This is a genomic window from Candidatus Thiothrix phosphatis (genome assembly GCF_035668035.1).
Taxonomy (GTDB): domain Bacteria; phylum Pseudomonadota; class Gammaproteobacteria; order Thiotrichales; family Thiotrichaceae; genus Thiothrix; species Thiothrix phosphatis.
In genome coordinates this window covers 36,300-53,571 of record NZ_JAYMYJ010000132.1, presented here as the reverse complement: position 1 = coordinate 53,571, position 17,272 = coordinate 36,300, and the positions used below count along the sequence as shown (strand labels likewise).

The window sequence follows — 17,272 nt, the reverse complement described above, 5'->3', positions numbered from 1 at the left end:
CGTTGGTCCTGGGCTTTTTTGCGTTGGGGCTGATGGCTAGTGGATTGGTTTTGGCCGGGAGGAAACCGTCGTCATGAGCAAGCAATGCCCACCTACGTCCCGCTACGCTGCCCGCGCCTGCGCCTCCCGGCGACCTATTGACCTTGGGAAAGCCGGAATCCCACGTTGAAGTCCCGGAAATCTGGCGAGTTCCTGAAGCGGTAAGCGGAACGCACGAACCACGGTCCGAAGCCCCACGAGCCACCGCGAATCACGCGGGCAGAGCCTGAACCCGGCCCCTGCGGGGCACTTGCAGGGGAAGACTTATAATAATCATCTGCATACCGATCCTGTACCCATTCCCAGACATTGCCCTGCATGTCATAAAGACCATAACCATCAGGCTTGAAACTGCCCACCGGCGCAGTATAAATATAGCCGTCATTACAACTTGTCACCCATGTCCAGTCAGGATATTTTTCCTTGGCTGCCTGATCCGCCATGTTCGCAAAGCTGCAACCATCCGAACCCTTTTGCCCCCAAGGAAACGCCCCTTCCTTATCCCCCTTCGACTGATCCCCCCGCGCCGCATATTCCCACTCCGCTTCTGTCGGGAGACGGTATGGCTTTTCTGGCTTGATTTCGCCATTCAGCCATTCCAGGTATTTCTGGGCGTCATCCCAACTGACGCAGGCGACCGGGTCATTGTCCGTCTGTTGGAAACCCAGCTTGCGCCACGAATTGCCCTTTACTTCTCCCCATGCACCTTTTTCATCCAGCGAATAACAGGAACCCGCCGTCTCAGCCGTGGTTCGATAACCTGTCGCATCGGCAAAGGCGCGGAACTGGGCGACGGTCACTTCGGTTTTCGCCAGTTTGAAGGCGGCGAGCGTGACTTTATGGGCGGGCTTTTCATCATCTTCACAGCCACCCTCCACATCGTCGCGTTTACCGTCACAGCCCATCGTAAAGCTGCCTGCGGGGATCGGAACCATCTCCGGCTCCAGCGGCGATTGGGCCTTCGCTGCCGCAGGCTCAGGTTTGGTTGCCGGGGGAGGTGCAGGCGCAGGATTTGGTGCCACCGGTTCGGCGACAGGCACTGATACAACCGGGGGAGGGGCGGAATGCTCAGGTTGCCGCTGGGTGTAAACATATCCGCCAACCGCAGAGACAGCAACCAACCCCGTGACCCACAAGCCGACACGGGATGGGGGCGGCGGCAACGGTGGTGGCCGGTTTCCGCCCGCCCCCAACAAGCTGTAAATCTGCGCCGCCAACTCGATAAAGGCGGGGTGGTCAGGCTTGCCATTCCAGCGGGTGAAATCCCCGGTTTGCCGCAGGGCAAACCCAAATGGCGGCTCAATCCCGTCAATCTTGATAGGCAGCAGCACATTGCGGGCCTTGCCCTTGCTGGCCTCTTCCAGCACCCATTCTGACTGCACCGACTGCTTTGACCACACCACCACCACACAGCGGCTGTTATTGATGGATTCATCAATCTTGCGGTGCCAATTTTCCCCGGTGTGGATGGATTGATGATCCCAAAACACCGACCAACCCTGTTGCGCCAAAGCGTCAAACAGCGGGCGCAGCCGCCCACGGTCTTGGGTTGAATAGCTCAAGAAAATGTCGTACATGCTGGTCACTGGTGGATAATCCCCGATAGACGGATGATAAATGATATTCGGCGTGATTGCTTCCTTACCAGTAACGCCTGTTGGACAGGCCATGCCAGCCCACGCCGGATGCCCCCCCTACCGGAACATGCTATGGTTGACACCGGTGCAATGGAAAAACATACAGGAGCATGACAATGGGCGCAGCGGAAAAATTACCAGAACGGTTCACCTACGCCGATTACTGCAAATGGCCTGAAGATGGGCATTGGGAACTGATAGAGGGCGTAGCGCATGCAATGGCTGCCCCATCACGGCAACTTGCGTTATCCTCTGCGGTATGACCAACAACACAGGACTACCCCCATGCTCTGGCTCGACTGGCTGAAAAAATGGAAGATGCAGAACCTGCAAATCAATGCAAAATTTCTACAAGTCACACTGGAATTCCACGACGGTGACCGTGATGCCGCCTGGGAAATGTATGTCGAACTGCTGACCCGCATCACCACCCAGGCACTGCCCGCCGGGGATGGCGACGAAAAAGCCGCGTTGGACAGCATCCATTCCCTGTTCCCCACCACCCGTGCCATCATCAAACAGCACGGGCGCGGCTGCCTGCAATTCACCAAGCTGGCGATTGTGGTGCTGAACCAGATCATCCGCCCCTTCACCGCCAAGTGGCACAAAATATCCTTATCCGGTGGCTTTGCCGATTCCGCCCAACGCGCCGAATTCCGCCAGGAACTCGCCGGATTGCAGACAGCCTTGCGCCGCTACACCGGCATGCTGGGGGAAATGGCCGGGGTGGAGGAAGATCTGGTGTTGCTTGAACTGGCGGATTGAAAATTAGTCGGTTACGGATGACCTATGGCAAACCACATGACGACATTGACCTTTTTACGCCACGCCACGGCGCAAGACCGCCTGTTGCCCATCCCCGACGCAGCCCGTCAGTTGATAGGGAAAGGCAAGCGCCAAGCCGAGCGCGCCGCTGACTTTTGCAGCAGGCATAGGCTGCTCCCCGCTTATCTGCTGTGCAGTCCGCTAGCGCGGGCGCAAGAAACGGCGCAAGTGTTCCAGCATAAGCTGCGCGGCTGCCCACCACCGCAAACCGTTGGCTGGCTGGCAGGGGCAGATGCGGAGACCATGCGGGAAGAACTGGAAAAGCTGGCGGGCAGCGGCCAGGATGACATCTGGCTGGTCGGTCATGAACCGGATTTTTCCGAGCTCATCTCCCTGCTGCTGGGTAGCCGGAAACCTATCGTGCAGGTCAAAAAGGCGTCCCTGATCCGCCTGGAGACGGATTTTCAGGGTGGTGAGCTGCTGTGGGGCATCCCCAACAGCCTGATGAAATGAAGCCTAAACGTTGAACAGGAAGTTCAGCACGTCGCCATCCTTGACGATGTAATCCTTGCCTTCCGCCCGCATTTTTCCGGCTTCCTTGGCACCCTGCTCACCCTTGCAGGCGATGAAATCATCATAGGCAATGGTTTGCGCCCGGATAAAGCCGCGTTCGAAATCGGTATGGATCACGCCTGCGGCCTGCGGCGCCGTCGCGTTCTTGCGGATAGTCCACGCCCGCACTTCCTTCACCCCCGCCGTGAAGTAGGTCTGCAAGCCCAGCAGCGAATACCCGGCGCGGATCACCCGGTTCAGCCCTGGTTCGTGCAAGCCCATGCTTTCCAGAAACTCATCACGTTCAGTATCTTCCAGTTGGGAAAGCTCTTCCTCGATGGCCGCGCACACCGGCACCACTTCCGCGCCTTCACGGGCGGCGATTTCATGTACGGTATCCAGGAAAGGGTTGTTCTCGAAGCCGTCCTCGCTGACATTGGCGATGAACATCAGCGGCTTGATGGTGATCAAGTGCAAATCACGCAGCAGCAGGCGTTCTTCCGCTGACAAAGCCAGCGAGCGGGCGGAATTGCCTGCGGATAAATGCTGGTACATGCGCTCCGCCATATTTTTCTGCGCCACCGTTTCCTTGTCGCCGGACTTGGCGGCGCGGGCCAGACGGTTGACGGCCTTTTCAGCGGTTTCCAGGTCAGCCAGCACCAGCTCAGTGTTGATGGTCTCAATATCGGAGGCCGGGTCAATCTTGCCCGCCACATGCACGATGTCGTCATTCTCAAAGCAGCGCACCACCTGGGCAATGGCGTCAGTTTCGCGGATGTGGGCGAGAAACTTGTTGCCCAGCCCCTCGCCCTGCGACGCGCCCGCCACCAGCCCAGCGATGTCGACGAACTCCATCGTGGTCGGCACTATCCGCTCCGGCTTGACGATGGCTGCCAACGCATCCAGCCGTGGGTCAGGCATGGGAACGATGCCGACATTTGGCTCAATCGTACAGAACGGGTAGTTCGCCGCCTGGATGCCCGCTTTGGTGAGGGCGTTGAACAGGGTGGATTTGCCCACATTCGGCAACCCAACAATTCCGCACTTGAATCCCATGATGTCAGTACCTTGTGTCTCAAAATTAGCGGGTGTGCAATGCCTGCATGGCCTTTTGCATCTCACCCTGCAAAATCAGTCCAATCTGGTCGGCGGCAGCGTCAATCGCCCGCAAAATGACAATTTCATCATCCTGCGAAGGGCGCGACAACACATAATCCACCACTTTGTTACGGTCGCCGGGATGCCCGATCCCCAAGCGCAAGCGCCAGTAATCCGCGCCCAAATGGGCATGGCAATCGCGCAACCCATTGTGGCCACCGTGACCGCCGCCTTGCTTCAAGCGCACATCGCCTGCCGGAATGTCCAGCTCATCATGCGCCACCAATATCTGTTCCAGCGGAATACGGTAGAAATCGGCCAGTTGCCGCACCGCCAATCCACTACGGTTCATGAAGGTCATCGGCTTGAGCAGCCAGACAGCGTTGCCGCCGACCTGCAACTTGCAGGCTTCGCCAGAAAAACGCTTCTCAGCGGCAAACTGGCCGGAATAACGCCTCGCCAGTTCGTCAACAAACCAAAACCCGGCATTGTGCCGGGTTTTGTCATACTGGCTGCCGGGGTTGCCCAAACCTGCGATGAGGCGTATCGGGGTTCCCATCCTTCACCGCCTTAGTGGCAGGAGGCAACAGCCGAGTCGTGGTCTTCGCCCAGCGCCAAAGCTGGCAGGCTGACGCCTTCCGGCAATTTCAGGTCTGACAGGTGCAGAATCTGGCCTTTTTCCATCTCGACCATATCCACTTCGATGTACTCAGGCAGGTTCTTCGGCAAACAGGAAACTTCAACCTCGGCAACCACATGGCTGATGGCAGCACCCTGCTCTTTTACACCTTTGGAAATGTCTTCATTGATGAAATGCAGCGCAACATGGATGCGGATTTCCTGGTCGTCACTGATGCGTTGCAGGTCGACGTGCATCACGACAGGCTTGGAAGGATGGCGTTGCAGGTCACGCAGGATAGCCCGCTCTTGATGATCACCGAAATCAACGGTAATGATCTGGGAATAAAACGCTTCATCCTGCAAGTTGCGCACCATTTCATTGTGGCGCAACGTGATGGACTTGGCATCCTGAGCCGCGCCGTAAATGATGGCGGGAACCAGATTTTCCCTGCGCAGGCGGCGGCTCGCACCCTTGCCCTGCATTTCACGTAGCTGCGCTTGCAGAACGTATTTTTTTGACATGTTGTTTCTCCGAAATAAATGGCCGGAATCCGCGACCAGACCCAGCCTGACAAAACCCGCGGACGGGAGTTACTTACAAGCCTTCAAACAGGGAGCTGACTGACTCATCCTGATTGATGCGTAAAATCGTTTTCGCCAGCACACCAGCGACTGAAAGCTGGCGAATCTTATCACATTTGCGCGCGCTTTCACTCAACGGAATCGTGTCGGTGACCACCACCTCATCCAATGCGGAATTTTCGATATTGCTGACCGCTTTACCGGAAAATACAGCATGACTGGCGTAGGCCCTGACGCTCAAGGCGCCATGCTCCTTCAACGCCACCGCCGCATTGCACAGTGTGCCGCCGGTATCGATCAGGTCATCAATCAGGATGCAATGGCGCTCTGCCACATTGCCGATAATGTTCATGATCTCGGACTTGTTGGGTTCCGGACGGCGCTTGTCGATAATCGCCAGATCCGCATCGCCCAAACCTTTCGCCAGCGCCCGGGCACGCACCACACCACCGACATCCGGCGACACCACCATCAAATCCGGCAAATCTTTACTCAGGATATCGTTCAGCAACACCCCGGATGCATAAATATTGTCAACCGGCAGGTCAAAAAAGCCCTGCACCTGATCGGAATGCAGATCAATCGTCAGCACACGGTCAACATGCCCGGTGGAAATCATGTCCGCCACCAGTTTGGCCGAAATCGGCACGCGCCGTGAACGCACCCGGCGATCCTGACGCGCATAACCATAATAAGGGATGACAGCAGTAATCCGCCCCGCCGAGGCCCGGTAGAGCGCGTCAGCAACGATCAACAATTCCATCAGGTTATCATTGGTTGGCGAGCAGGTGGATTGCACTATGAACACATCCCGACCACGCACGTTTTCCAGCAGCTCGACATGCACTTCACCATCACTGAAGCGCTCAGCCTTGATTTTGCCTAAGGGGATACCGAGGTGATCGACGACTTTGTGGGCGAGTTCCGGGTTTGCGTTGCCCGTAAACACCATCATTCTATCGTCAGACATGACACTTCCGCATTGAGTTGGGAGGAAATGGCAGGGCTGCTAGGATTCGAACCTAGGGATGCTGGAATCAGAATCCAGTGCCTTACCGCTTGGCGACAGCCCTGCTGAAAAACTTTCAACTTGAAGCAAATAAACTTGCAATTGTCCGGCATAATGGCAGGGCTGCCAGGATTCGAACCTGGGTATGCTGGAATCAAAATCCAGTGCCTTACCGCTTGGCGACAGCCCTGCTGAAACAACACAACTGATTATATTACTACCAGTCTTTGCCTGAGAGGCGATATTGTAACCCCTCGGGCAGCAAAACCAAACCATTCAGAAGGTAAGTTTTGCAGGATATCCTCACCTTCCGGCCGATTTTTGACAGATGCAAACAAGCAACTTCCAGAGCCGGTCAATCTCGCTTCTGCGTACCGGGACAACCAGCCTATGGCTTTGGTGACTTCCGGATAACGCTTTTCCACCACCGGCTGGAAGACATTAGCACCTTGCCCGTCATGGAAGCGGGCTAATGTAATGGGCGGGCAATCACGTGTCAAGTCTGGTGCAGAAAAAAGTTCGGCCGTAGGCACATGCGTTCGTGGATGGATAACAACGTACCATTTTTCCGGTGTATCCACGGGTGTTAATATTTCGCCGACCCCCTCCGCCCAAGCGGCATGGCCATGCACAAATACCGGCACATCCGCCCCCAACTGCAACCCCAACGCCGCCAGGGCTTCATCATCCAGGCCGCATCCCCACAAACGGTTCAGCCCTTGCAATACGGTGGCGGCATCTGAACTGCCCCCGCCCAAACCACCACCCAGCGGAATTTTTTTGTTCACCTGGATGTCAGCACCCAACCCACTTCCGCTTTCCTGCTGCAACAAGCGGGCCGCCCGCACGGCAAGGTCGGCCGCTTCCGGCACACCCGCCACCTCGGCAACCCGGTGGATGACACCATCGTCCCGCACATCAAGGGTGATCTCATCGCTGAAATCGAGAAAAATGAACAACGTTTGCAGCAGATGATAACCATCCGCACGCCTGCCAGTAATGTGCAGGAACAGATTAAGTTTGGCCGGGGCCGGTAGTGCCAGTGTCCGCATCAATAGCGTGTCCGCCAATCTTTTGCGATCACCTTGACCTTGGTGTTGTCCGGCGCACGGCTCAGGTTGATTTTTTCCGGCAACGCTTTCCAGTCATTACCCTGCCAACCGTTATATTCCACCAGCCAGCCGGATTGTTGCAGGACTTCCGGCCTGCCTTGCGCATCCAGCTTGACCTGCTGCACTGGCGCATCCGGTTCCGGCACACCACGCACCCAATATTTCATCCCGTCGAGCGGCAGGGAAACCCCCAATTGCCCTTGCAACAGGCGTTCAGCACTGGCGTCCTTATAGGTTTTGCCATTGGTTTGCAAGGTCACTTCTGAAGCGTTGCCTTTGAGATAAGCCACAATGGAGCCGGTCAAGGGGTTTTTGATATTCATTTCATACCCATCGTTGCCATTTTGTAGCCAGGACATATTGAAAGAAGCGCTTTGCTCCTTGAATTGCACCCCGACCTTGCCCTGCAAACGCCAAGCGCTCATGCGGGCAAAATCGGCCTGCCGCTGCCGCCAGGCTGATTCCGCAGCGGGTGAAGCGACCTCAGTGGTATGCCGGGGTTGGTTCTGGGAGGCGCATCCGCCAAGCGTAAGCAAGCAACAGCCAATTACTGGCATCCATTGTTTCATGTTGTTTTTCCTGGGAATTGGGGATTATAAACCGACCAGTTTTTCCTTGATCCTGACCAGACGTTCATCTTCTGGATACTTGGCCAGCATGGCATCCAGAATGGTTTTGGCTTCCGCTTTCTTGCCGCCTTCTGACAGGACTTCAACCAAATGGCCTGCGATTTCCGGATCCTGCAACAGATTATAGGCCTTCTGCAGCATGCTTTCCGCCTCCGCCAATTTACCCGTGCGAAATAGGATCCAGCCCATGCTGTCCATGATCGCCGGATCGTCCGGATGTGCTTTCAACGCCTTGCTGACCATTTCTTCCGCTTCCGGGTAGCGCTGCGTGTTAACCGCCAACATATAGCCCAAAGCGTTCAGCACGGTGGGATTATCCGGCTGCTGTTTAAGCAATGCACGCAGATTGGCCTCAGCCGCAGCAAAATCACCGGATTTTTCGGCACTGAGCGCGCGCGCATACAATGTGTCGAAATCGTCCGGTTTCAGGGCAAGCGCCTTGTCGAAACTGGCGATGGCATCCTTATAACGCCCCTTTTCATGCAGCAAATGCCCATCCACTTGCCACAACAGTGATTTCCGGCTGTCGAGGGTGGCAGCCTGCATTTGTCCGGCCAGCCATTGGCGGGCGGCATCCAGGCTTTCAGTCTCCACCAGCAAAGCCGCAATGCGGGTAGTGGCTTCACGGGCATAATTGCCTTCCATGGCTTTTTTGTAGGTTTCAATGGCATCCTGGGGTCGCTTCTGCCCCTCCTGGATTTGCCCCATGAAATAGCTGGCTTCGTTGACCCGCTCAGGAATATTCATCAATTTTTTGATCAACGGTTCTGCCAGTGCATATTCCTTTTGCTCCAGATACAACAGGCCCAGCGTGTAAAGGATGTCGATATTCTCAGGATGGCTGGTGTAAAGCTGTTTGTATATCGGGGTTGCGTCAGCACGACGGTCAGCCAAGATCAGCATGCGTGCATAATCCAGCTCAAGGTCAATATCCTCACTGGACTTGGAGGCGGTTTCCAGTTCCGTCACCGCTTCGGCAAGTTTGTCCATCCCCACCAACGCTTTGGCGATCAGGCGGGAAGCCTGCGTCTGTTGCGCCTTGTCCCCTGCCTGTTTGGCGGCTTTGGCTGCCTTCAAGCCATCTTCAAACTGGTCGGAATTGATCGCCAGTGTGGCTAGGGCAAGTTGCGCGCGTGGCGAGCTGTCGACTGTTTGCACATAGTGTTTGAATGTCTGGTAGGATTTTCCAGTATCAGGCTCCAACGCCAATAGGGAAACGATGAATTCAAAACCATGCCCTTCTGTTTTTTCCACGTTATCCCGGACTTTGACCAAATCCTTGACCGCAGCGTCATATTTTTCACCGCGCAGGTTATTGATCGCCCGGTGTTGCAAGGCTTCCGGCGAATTTGGATCCAACTCAATCCAGCGTTCCAGCGCCCGCGCTGCCAAGGCGTTGTCGTTTGCATCAAGTGCCAGCTCCACCGCGCGTTTGGCGAGCGCCGGGTCGTCCGACTGTTGCGCGGCGGCGGCATAGTGCAGGGCGGCCTGCCCTGGGTTGCCTTGCCTGATGAACATTTCCGCCGCCAAAATATTGTAGATTTGGTAGCTGAGTGGGCTGCTGAAGGTGGCGACATTACTGGTTTGCTGGCCAGCAAAGGTGTTGCTCCCCAAGGCGCACCCGCCAATCAGGATTGTGAGGGCAAGGCTGATAAACCGGCGTGGCAAGCGTGTGCTTTGCATGTGGTTCTCCGGTATTCTGCAATACCATTAATGTTTACGTTGTCAGCTCTTTTAAGGATATATTCAGCGAATTACCTTGTAATCGCCCATAACGTATCAGAAAATTCGCGGTTCTGAAAACGAAATGTATCCGTTGGAATAGCGCCGAATGTCCATCCTGATCGTTGGGGTCAATCACAAAACTGCTCCAGTCTCCATCCGGGAAAAGGTTTCCTTCTCGCCTGAAAGCATGCCTCAAGCCCTGCATTCTGTCCATCAGATAGTACAAGAGAACCTCATCCTGTCCACCTGCAACCGCACTGAAATCTATGTCGCCAGCCATCAGCAACAACCTGTGGACACCCTGATGGAATGGCTGGCGGGCTGGCACAATATAGCAACCACCCACTTAAAGCCTTACCTGTATGTCCACCAGCAGGAGGACGCCGTCCGCCACGCCTTGCGCGTCGCTTGCGGGCTGGATTCATTGGTGCTGGGCGAACCACAGATTCTCGGCCAGCTGAAATCCGCCCTGCAAGCCGCCAGCGACAACGCCGTCACCGGCAGCCAACTGAACCGGCTGATGCAACATGCCTTCTCAACGGCCAAAAAAGTGCGCACCCAAACCAGCATCGGTGCCAACCCGATTTCAGTCGCCTTCGCCGCTGTCAGCCTAGCCAAACAGATTTTCAGCAAACTGGAAAAACAGACCGCCTTGCTGATCGGTGCCGGTGAAACCATCGAGCTGGTTGGCAAGCACTTGGCCGCCAACGGCATCGGCCATGTCATGGTCGCCAACCGCAGCCTGGACAAGGCGCAGAAACTGGCGGCCAACTACGGGGGCAAAGGCATCGGCTTGCAGGATCTCGCCGAACACCTGCCGCAGGCTGACATCGTGATTTCCTCCACTGCGTCACCCGTCCCTATCCTGGGCAAGGGAGCGGTGGAACGCGCCCTGAAAATCCGTAAACACCGCCCCATGTTCATGGTCGACATTGCGGTGCCGCGTGATATTGAGCAGGAAGTCAGCAACCTGGATGATGTCTACCTGTATACGGTCGACGACCTGCAATCGGTGATCGAAGAAAACTTGCAATCCCGCCGCGCCGCCGCCGAGCAGGCGGAAAGCATGGTGGTGGAGGAAGTCGTCAGCTTCATGTCCTGGTTGCGTGCGCAAGACCACATGGCCACCATCCGCGACTATCGTGCCCGCACCGAGAACATCCGCCAGGAAGTCTTTGACAAGGCGTTAAGCCTGCTGCATAACGGCAAAAGCCCGGAAGAGGCGCTGCAATTCCTTGCCCATACCCTGGCCAACAAACTGTCGCATGACGCCACCCAAGCCATGCGCCACGCCGCCAGCAATGGCGACCACGCCCTGCTGCAACACGCCAAAATCCTGCTCAACCTGCCCTCCCCTGCAACCGACAACAACGGCAAACACCTGTGAAAGCATCCATCCTGCAAAAACTCGAAACCTTGAGCGAACGTTACGCCGAAATTGCCGCCTTGCTGGGCGAAGCGGACGTTATCGGCAACCAGGCGCAGTTCCGCAAACTGTCGATTGAATACAGCCAATTGGAGCCGGTGGCGCAAGGCTTCCATGCCTACCAGCAAACCGCCGCCGACCTCGAAACCGCCCAAGAAATGCTGGCCGACCCAGAAATGCGCGCCATGGCGGAGGAAGAAATCGACGTAACCCGAAACCGCCGCGCCGCACTCGCCATCGAACTTCAAAAACTGCTGCTGCCCACAGACCCGCATGACGGCAGCAACGTGTTTCTGGAAGTCCGCGCAGGCACCGGCGGCGATGAGGCCGCCATTTTCGCGGGCGACCTGTTCCGCATGTACTCCCGCTACGCCGAAAGCCGCCGCTGGCAGATCGAAATCATCAGCCAGAACGAAGGTGAACACGGCGGCTACAAGGAGATCATCACCCGCATCATCGGCCAGGGTGCCTATTCACGGCTGAAATTTGAATCCGGTGCCCACCGGGTGCAGCGCGTCCCCGCCACCGAATCGCAAGGGCGCATCCACACTTCCGCCGCCACGGTCGCCATCCTGCCAGAAATTGATGAAGTGGAAGCCGTGGACATCAACCCGGCAGACCTGAAGGTCGACACCTACCGCGCATCCGGCGCTGGCGGCCAGCACGTCAACAAGACCGAATCCGCCATCCGCATCACCCACCTCCCTACCGGCATCGTGGTCGAATGCCAAGACGAACGCTCCCAGCACAAGAACCGCGCCAAGGCGATGGGCTTGCTCCAATCCCGCATCTTCGAAATTGAGCAGCAGAAGCAGGCCAATGAACAGGCGGCTGCCCGGCGCTTGCTGGTCGGTTCCGGCGACCGTTCCGAGCGCATCCGCACCTATAACTTCCCGCAAGGGCGCGTGACTGACCACCGCATCAACCTGACGCTGTACAAACTGGATGAAATCATTGCGGGCAGCTTAGACCAGGTGATTGAACCGTTGATCAACGAATACCAGGCAGACCAACTGGCGGCGTTGGCGGATGAATGAAACGGTCGAGGGCAAACAGCAAAATCTCCGGCAACTGCTGACGGCAGCCAGTGAGCGGTTGGCATCAACCTCGCCATCGGCACGGGCGGATGCTGAAATATTGCTGGCACATTGCCTGCAAAAGCCGCGCAGTTACCTGTTCACCTGGCCTGAAAAGGAAGTGGGGCAAACCCTTGCCGCTGAATTCACCCGTTTGGTTGACGCGAGGGAACGGGGCGTTCCCGTGGCGCACCTGACGGGCTTCCGCGAATTTTGGACGCTGAACCTGAAGGTCACGCCCGACACCCTGATCCCCCGCCCGGAAACTGAACTGTTGGTCGAAACGGCGCTGACAAAACTGGCGGGCAAACAGGTGGTGCTGGATTTGGGCACCGGCACAGGCGCGATTGCGCTGGCCTTGGCTTGTGAAGTTCCTGCCTTGCACATCATTGCCGCCGACATTTTCCCTACCGCCCTTGCAGTGGCGAAAGAAAACGCCCAAGCCCACGCCATCCGCAATGTGCAATTCATCCTCTCAGACTGGTTTGATGCCCTGCCCGCCCAGCGTTTCGACCTGATTGTTTCCAACCCGCCCTATATTGAGGTTCAGGATCCACATCTGGCGCAAGGCGATGTCCGCTTTGAGCCGCCGGGGGCGCTGGTTTCTGGCGACGATGGCTTGCATGACATACGCCGGATCATCCAGGATGCGCCGCAATGGCTGGCAAACGGCGGATGGCTGCTGCTGGAGCACGGTTATAACCAGGGGTTGGCGGTGACAGGATTATTGTGCTCGGCGGGTTTCCAGGCAGTGCGTTGCCTGCCGGATTTGGCAGGCAACGACCGGGTCAGCCTGGGGCAGTGGCTGGCTGTTTAGTCGGACACATCATTGTCGCGCCAGAAAATGCGCGGCAGGATGTCAGACAGATCCGTCTTACCGGCAATGTCTTCCACACTGCTGCCGGTATTGCTGTTGTCACTGTTGGAATCATCCATGACCGGCAGTTGCATCTTGCCAACCCGGATTTCGACCGTTTGCTTGCAATCACCCTCTTTACAGTCCGTCCCATCTTTGGCGGTCGGCATGCGGAAGACAATCTTGGCGGCGTCCAGGATTTCATTGACCCCAGCCACCACGAAATCATCCTTGCTGTCATCCGTACTGCGGTCAAGATTGGCGACCGCCTTACCCGTGAACAGGTCAAGCACATAAGCGCGGGCGCTGTTGGGCGGCACTTCACAGGGGTCACCAGAAGCAGACTTGCCATTTTCATCCACTGGCGCGAAGGTGGTGAAGACAACCTTGTTAAGGAATGACACGGCCGGAGCCAACACTTTTTCACCGACATTGTCAAACGCGTAGTACCAACCCTTGTGACTGCCATTCAACAGGCTGTCCTCAGCGCTGGCAAAACCGCCTGCATCGCCGATATTGGTACGTGCATTGACCAAATCAGAGTTCTTGACCGTGGTGAAACCTGTCGGCCCTGTCGGCGGCTCGTTATAGACGTTAGGGTCCATGATGACATAGAAACGGTCTTTGGTATTGGTGTTGAGCGGATGGGTGCGGTAACCGCTCCCCAACGCAATGGTCATCAGCACCTTGCCGTTGTACTGCATCATGGCGACATCCGGTTCGTAGAAAAACTTGCGGGTATCCGTACCATAATCACCATCCGTGCCTAATGCGGCGATTTTGGTCAGTATGGCGTCCTTATAGTCATACATGCTGGAATCCGTGTCACGCAGGTCATGATCCATATCCACGCGCCACAAATTGCCGCCGGTATCGGCAAAGTACAGCCGGTCAAGCGCGCCATTGCGATCCATATCCAACACACGGATGTCGCCCGGCACACTGTCCTTGACTGGATTACTGGATGCGCTGTTGTTAAACAAATCGCGTTGCAAATCCCAAAGCAGTTCGCCTGTAAGCGCATCCACAATCATGACGTCACGCCCCAACGTGTCAGGCTGTCGGCTCAAATTATCACCTGATTTATAAGGAATCTGATTGTCCTTGGCCGAATCATAACCTGCGCCAAACACCAGCACATTCTTCAGTTCACTGCTGCTGTTGCTGCCAACGCGCATTTTTGCCAGGGCAGGCTTTGACCAAGTTTCCCCCAATGTGTCCCACGGCCCATCATCAATGCCGACCACGTTTTCTTTTTTCCACAAAATCATCGGATTGTCGGGCGATGTGATGTCAATGGCATAATAAACATTCCCCCCCCGGCGCAGGCCAAAGTACAGCACCCGCTTGTCACCGTCGGTGGCCTTGATGACGCCATCCATATTTTTGTCGTAATTCCAGAGCGTCACTGGGCCATCAATGCCATAAACATGATCCTCTGACGGCTTATTGTCAAAGAAGGTCTTGATATTATCCAGCAAACTACTGGGCATGAAACCCCACTTCTCCTCTCCGCTTTCAGCGTCAATGGAATGCAGGTAACCTTCATTGGTGGCAGCAAAAATACGCTGTTGGGTACCGTAATCAACCACCAGCGGCTTGGAGTTCAGAATGTCGCCCATATGCTGACGAAGCGTGCCGTCAGGATTTTTTCCGCGCACAAAATTCAGCAGGGCTGTGCGCTCATCACTGCTGATGCTGCTGCTGGACAGCGGACAGGTGGTCACTTCCTTGATATTGACGCACCCGGAATTATTGCCCGGAATGCCCTGCACAGTATGGGACACTCCATTACAATCTATATACTTGCCCAAGCAGCTGATACCGTCGCTAGTCCCCATCCACCAATCCTGCAAGCTATTTTTCGTGATATAAGTGCCTGCCAACATGGTGCTGGTGATATTGGCGTTGCTGGCGTCCAATTTGTTGGCGGCGACGGTTAGATCCAGTGAATTGCCAACATCAGTATAGAGGTTGCGGTCTACCGGGTTTGGCAGCCTGCTGGCGGCACCGCCAGTGGCGACATCATTGCCGCTGGCGGCGACGCCCCAGAAATCATAAGCGCCATCCACAAGCTCGCCTTTTTCATTGACCGCCACACTGCCATTTTTATCCACAATCTTGCTGGCAACCGTACCATCGGTCTGGGTGAACTGCTTGCGTTTGAACTTCTTCAGATTACCTGGCCAAGTCGGTTTAGTGTCGCGGTTAAACATCGGAATATAAACATCATCGCTATTCGCCAACATAGTGTTTTCATCGACGGCATAGGTTGGCGAGCTGAAAGATGAGGACGTCTTCTCAACAGAGTTGAGGATGGATTGGAACGCGTTGGATAAGTCAGCGGCGCTATTGGCAGGGAAAAAGCCGTTCTCTGCCGTAACCAAGCTTTTCATATAAGCCGTGCCTGTTGGCTCATCCGCCATGGCGAACGCCACAGCATAGGTTTCGACTTTTTGGTCACCCGACAGCGTTGCGCTTTGATCGGTATTCGCCAGCCAATGGGTCAATTCCGGCCCACAGGTGCCGCTGTTATACCCATTGGGGGCATTCGCACAATTGGCAACGCCGATATAATCCTCCACCCTTTCATTTTTTATCTCTGGCTTGATTGAATTCGTGAAATCACCAAAACCGCGCGAACCCAAATAGCGTTTGGAGGAAGGTGGGTAGTAGCCTGTGCCATCATGTTCTAAGCTGTCTTCGCTGCCATCATACGGGTATTCCGGCTTGCCATCCGACATCAGCACCAGATAGTTCGCCTGACAAGCATACTTGATCGGCGATTTGTATTGTGCTGATCCTGTAAAGTTATCACACACTTTCTGGCTACATATTTCCACGTCGGCGTCACAATAGCCGTCACTATCCATAATGCAATACTTGTCCCGATTAGGGTATTCATTACCCACCCAATGATAGGGGCGAGTAACACAACTATTCTGCACAATATTGCCATTGCACTCCCCAAACGTATTGACACATTCCACCTCATGGGAAGCTTTGCAATTCAAGGAAGCGCCATCATAGGTCAGAGGATGGGATGCCCAGGAGATGGAAGGCGAATCGAGCCCCCAGCCAACCGCGTCACCCCGAAAATAGCGGGAAGCTTCATACAATGAATCGACAATGGGCGTATAACCTTCCGCATTCCAATTATTGACAATACTGGCGAGGAATTGCCTCACCGTCGTACTGCTGGAAGCGGGATCTGGCAGATTGTCAGAACTCTTGTATGGGGCAATCAGCGGCGTCACGTATTCATCCGCCAAAGTCACCGGGAAATTCACCCCCTTGATTGAGTTCCACCAGTAAGGATCGTTTGCTGCCAAACCATGATTGGCGTAGTGCATCAGGCCGATGTTCAAATTGGCAGGAGCTGAATCCATGACCTCACTGAAAGAATCCTTCAGCACTTGCAAGCGCGACCTGTTGGTTGGATCCCCAGGCACAACTGTCTTCATACTGCCGGATACATCGATCAGGAACAGGACATTCGGAGCCACTTCGCCGCTTTTGTCGGCAAAATAGATTTCGGTCTCATCCGCCATCAATACCGGGCTGAATAACAGGGGGGCGGACAACAACAGCCACCGCAGGCTACAACATATTTTTTTCATGGCATTATTTTTGTAATTCAGGTTAGTGGCGCTATGCGCCGCCGATGGTTTATTTCCAACAGGTTTGGGCGGTATCAGCAGCGGCATGCGCAGCGTCCACACCGCCGCGTTTCGCGCCACGATTGTCCAGCGTCATGGCCTGACAAGCTGCATCATTATGCTGAGGGCTTGATGTTGCAGGCGTTGCACTCAGTACATATGAATTGCAAGGCGAGGTGTTGACGCCCCCACACCCACCAGGCGTTGGTGTTTCGGAAAGCGTATATTGGCCATCATTGCTGATAGACGGATACCCCAATTGCGCCAGATCCTTGGCGTAGCTGTAATTGCGCAGAAAGTAGCTTTCCTGGCGCTGCGTAATTTCCATTAACGCCACTTGGGCATCCGCCCGCCTGCTTTTCTGCACATAGGCGGTGTAATTGGGGTAAGCGATTGCCGACAAAATCCCGATGATTGCTACCGTGATCATCAATTCAATTAAGGTAAACCCTTGATACTGTTTTTTTATTTTCACTGTTATTGCCT

General features: G+C 55.5%; 15 protein-coding genes and 2 tRNA genes. 5 read left to right on the top strand and 12 right to left on the bottom strand.

Translation table 11 applies throughout. The features are described from left to right. Nucleotides 1–134: 134 nt before the first annotated feature. Complete coding sequence (locus tag VSS37_RS15495) at nt 135–1,709, bottom strand: SUMF1/EgtB/PvdO family nonheme iron enzyme (RefSeq protein WP_324696653.1); 1,575 nt, start codon at nt 1,707–1,709, stop codon at nt 135–137. 252 nt (nt 1,710–1,961) lie between these two features. Between VSS37_RS15495 and VSS37_RS15490 the strand changes: the two genes are divergently transcribed. Together VSS37_RS15490 and VSS37_RS15485 are read left to right on the top strand one after the other, a co-directional pair. After that, nucleotides 1,962–2,441 (top strand): hypothetical protein, encoded by a 480-nt coding sequence (locus VSS37_RS15490; RefSeq protein WP_324696651.1) that lies wholly within the window; start codon nt 1,962–1,964, stop codon nt 2,439–2,441. 36 nt (nt 2,442–2,477) lie between these two features. After that, entirely contained in the window at nt 2,478–2,954 is a 477-nt protein-coding gene (locus VSS37_RS15485) for a SixA phosphatase family protein (protein WP_324696649.1), read from the top strand. A 3-nt stretch (nt 2,955–2,957) separates the two neighbouring features. On the opposite strand, the gene ychF is transcribed toward VSS37_RS15485, so the two are convergent. From ychF to VSS37_RS15440, 9 genes are all read right to left on the bottom strand, one after another. Continuing rightward, nucleotides 2,958–4,049 carry a redox-regulated ATPase YchF gene (gene ychF / locus VSS37_RS15480; protein WP_324696647.1) on the bottom strand — a complete coding sequence of 364 codons (1,092 nt, stop codon included), beginning with the start codon at nt 4,047–4,049 and terminating at the stop codon, nt 2,958–2,960. Between the two features lie 25 nt (nt 4,050–4,074). Beyond that, on the bottom strand, nt 4,075–4,650 hold the full coding sequence (gene pth, locus VSS37_RS15475; protein WP_324696645.1) for an aminoacyl-tRNA hydrolase: 576 nt from the start codon (nt 4,648–4,650) through the stop codon (nt 4,075–4,077). A gap of 11 nt (nt 4,651–4,661) precedes the next feature. Next, nucleotides 4,662–5,234 carry a 50S ribosomal protein L25/general stress protein Ctc gene (locus VSS37_RS15470; RefSeq protein WP_324696644.1) on the bottom strand — a complete coding sequence of 191 codons (573 nt, stop codon included), beginning with the start codon at nt 5,232–5,234 and terminating at the stop codon, nt 4,662–4,664. Between the two features lie 73 nt (nt 5,235–5,307). Then, nucleotides 5,308–6,264, bottom strand: coding sequence for a ribose-phosphate pyrophosphokinase (locus VSS37_RS15465; RefSeq protein ID WP_445971495.1), 957 nt, complete (start codon nt 6,262–6,264; stop codon nt 5,308–5,310). Nucleotides 6,265–6,292: 28 nt separating this feature from the next. Then, nucleotides 6,293–6,367: transfer RNA gene (locus VSS37_RS15460), tRNA-Gln, on the bottom strand. 51 nt (nt 6,368–6,418) lie between these two features. Next, a tRNA-Gln gene (locus VSS37_RS15455) sits at nt 6,419–6,493 on the bottom strand. 19 nt (nt 6,494–6,512) lie between these two features. Beyond that, complete coding sequence (gene ispE / locus VSS37_RS15450; protein WP_324696641.1) at nt 6,513–7,355, bottom strand: 4-(cytidine 5'-diphospho)-2-C-methyl-D-erythritol kinase; 843 nt, start codon at nt 7,353–7,355, stop codon at nt 6,513–6,515. Next, nucleotides 7,355–7,984, bottom strand: a complete 630-nt coding sequence (lolB, locus tag VSS37_RS15445) for a lipoprotein insertase outer membrane protein LolB (RefSeq protein ID WP_324696639.1) — start codon at nt 7,982–7,984, stop codon at nt 7,355–7,357. Before lolB ends, ispE begins: the two co-directional genes overlap by 1 nt. 24 nt (nt 7,985–8,008) lie before the next feature. After that, nucleotides 8,009–9,727, bottom strand: coding sequence for a tetratricopeptide repeat protein (locus VSS37_RS15440; RefSeq protein WP_324696638.1), 1,719 nt, complete (start codon nt 9,725–9,727; stop codon nt 8,009–8,011). A 148-nt stretch (nt 9,728–9,875) separates the two neighbouring features. On the opposite strand from VSS37_RS15440, the gene hemA reads away from it, so the two are divergent. Genes hemA through prmC form a run of 3 tightly spaced genes read left to right on the top strand, consistent with a single transcriptional unit; the run spans nt 9,876 to nt 13,088 of the window. Next, nucleotides 9,876–11,156 (top strand): glutamyl-tRNA reductase, encoded by a 1,281-nt coding sequence (hemA, locus tag VSS37_RS15435; protein WP_324696637.1) that lies wholly within the window; start codon nt 9,876–9,878, stop codon nt 11,154–11,156. Continuing rightward, complete coding sequence (prfA, locus tag VSS37_RS15430) at nt 11,153–12,232, top strand: peptide chain release factor 1 (RefSeq protein WP_324696635.1); 1,080 nt, start codon at nt 11,153–11,155, stop codon at nt 12,230–12,232. Before hemA ends, prfA begins: the two co-directional genes overlap by 4 nt. Beyond that, nucleotides 12,225–13,088, top strand: a complete 864-nt coding sequence (gene prmC, locus VSS37_RS15425) for a peptide chain release factor N(5)-glutamine methyltransferase (RefSeq protein ID WP_324696634.1) — start codon at nt 12,225–12,227, stop codon at nt 13,086–13,088. Before prfA ends, prmC begins: the two co-directional genes overlap by 8 nt. Here the strand turns inward: prmC and VSS37_RS15420 are convergent. Together VSS37_RS15420 and VSS37_RS15415 are read right to left on the bottom strand one after the other, a co-directional pair. After that, nucleotides 13,085–16,834 (bottom strand): hypothetical protein, encoded by a 3,750-nt coding sequence (locus VSS37_RS15420; RefSeq protein ID WP_324696633.1) that lies wholly within the window; start codon nt 16,832–16,834, stop codon nt 13,085–13,087. The genes prmC and VSS37_RS15420 overlap by 4 nt on opposite strands. Next, nucleotides 16,797–17,261, bottom strand: coding sequence for a type IV pilin protein (locus tag VSS37_RS15415; protein ID WP_324696632.1), 465 nt, complete (start codon nt 17,259–17,261; stop codon nt 16,797–16,799). Before VSS37_RS15415 ends, VSS37_RS15420 begins: the two co-directional genes overlap by 38 nt. Nucleotides 17,262–17,272 lie beyond the last annotated feature (11 nt).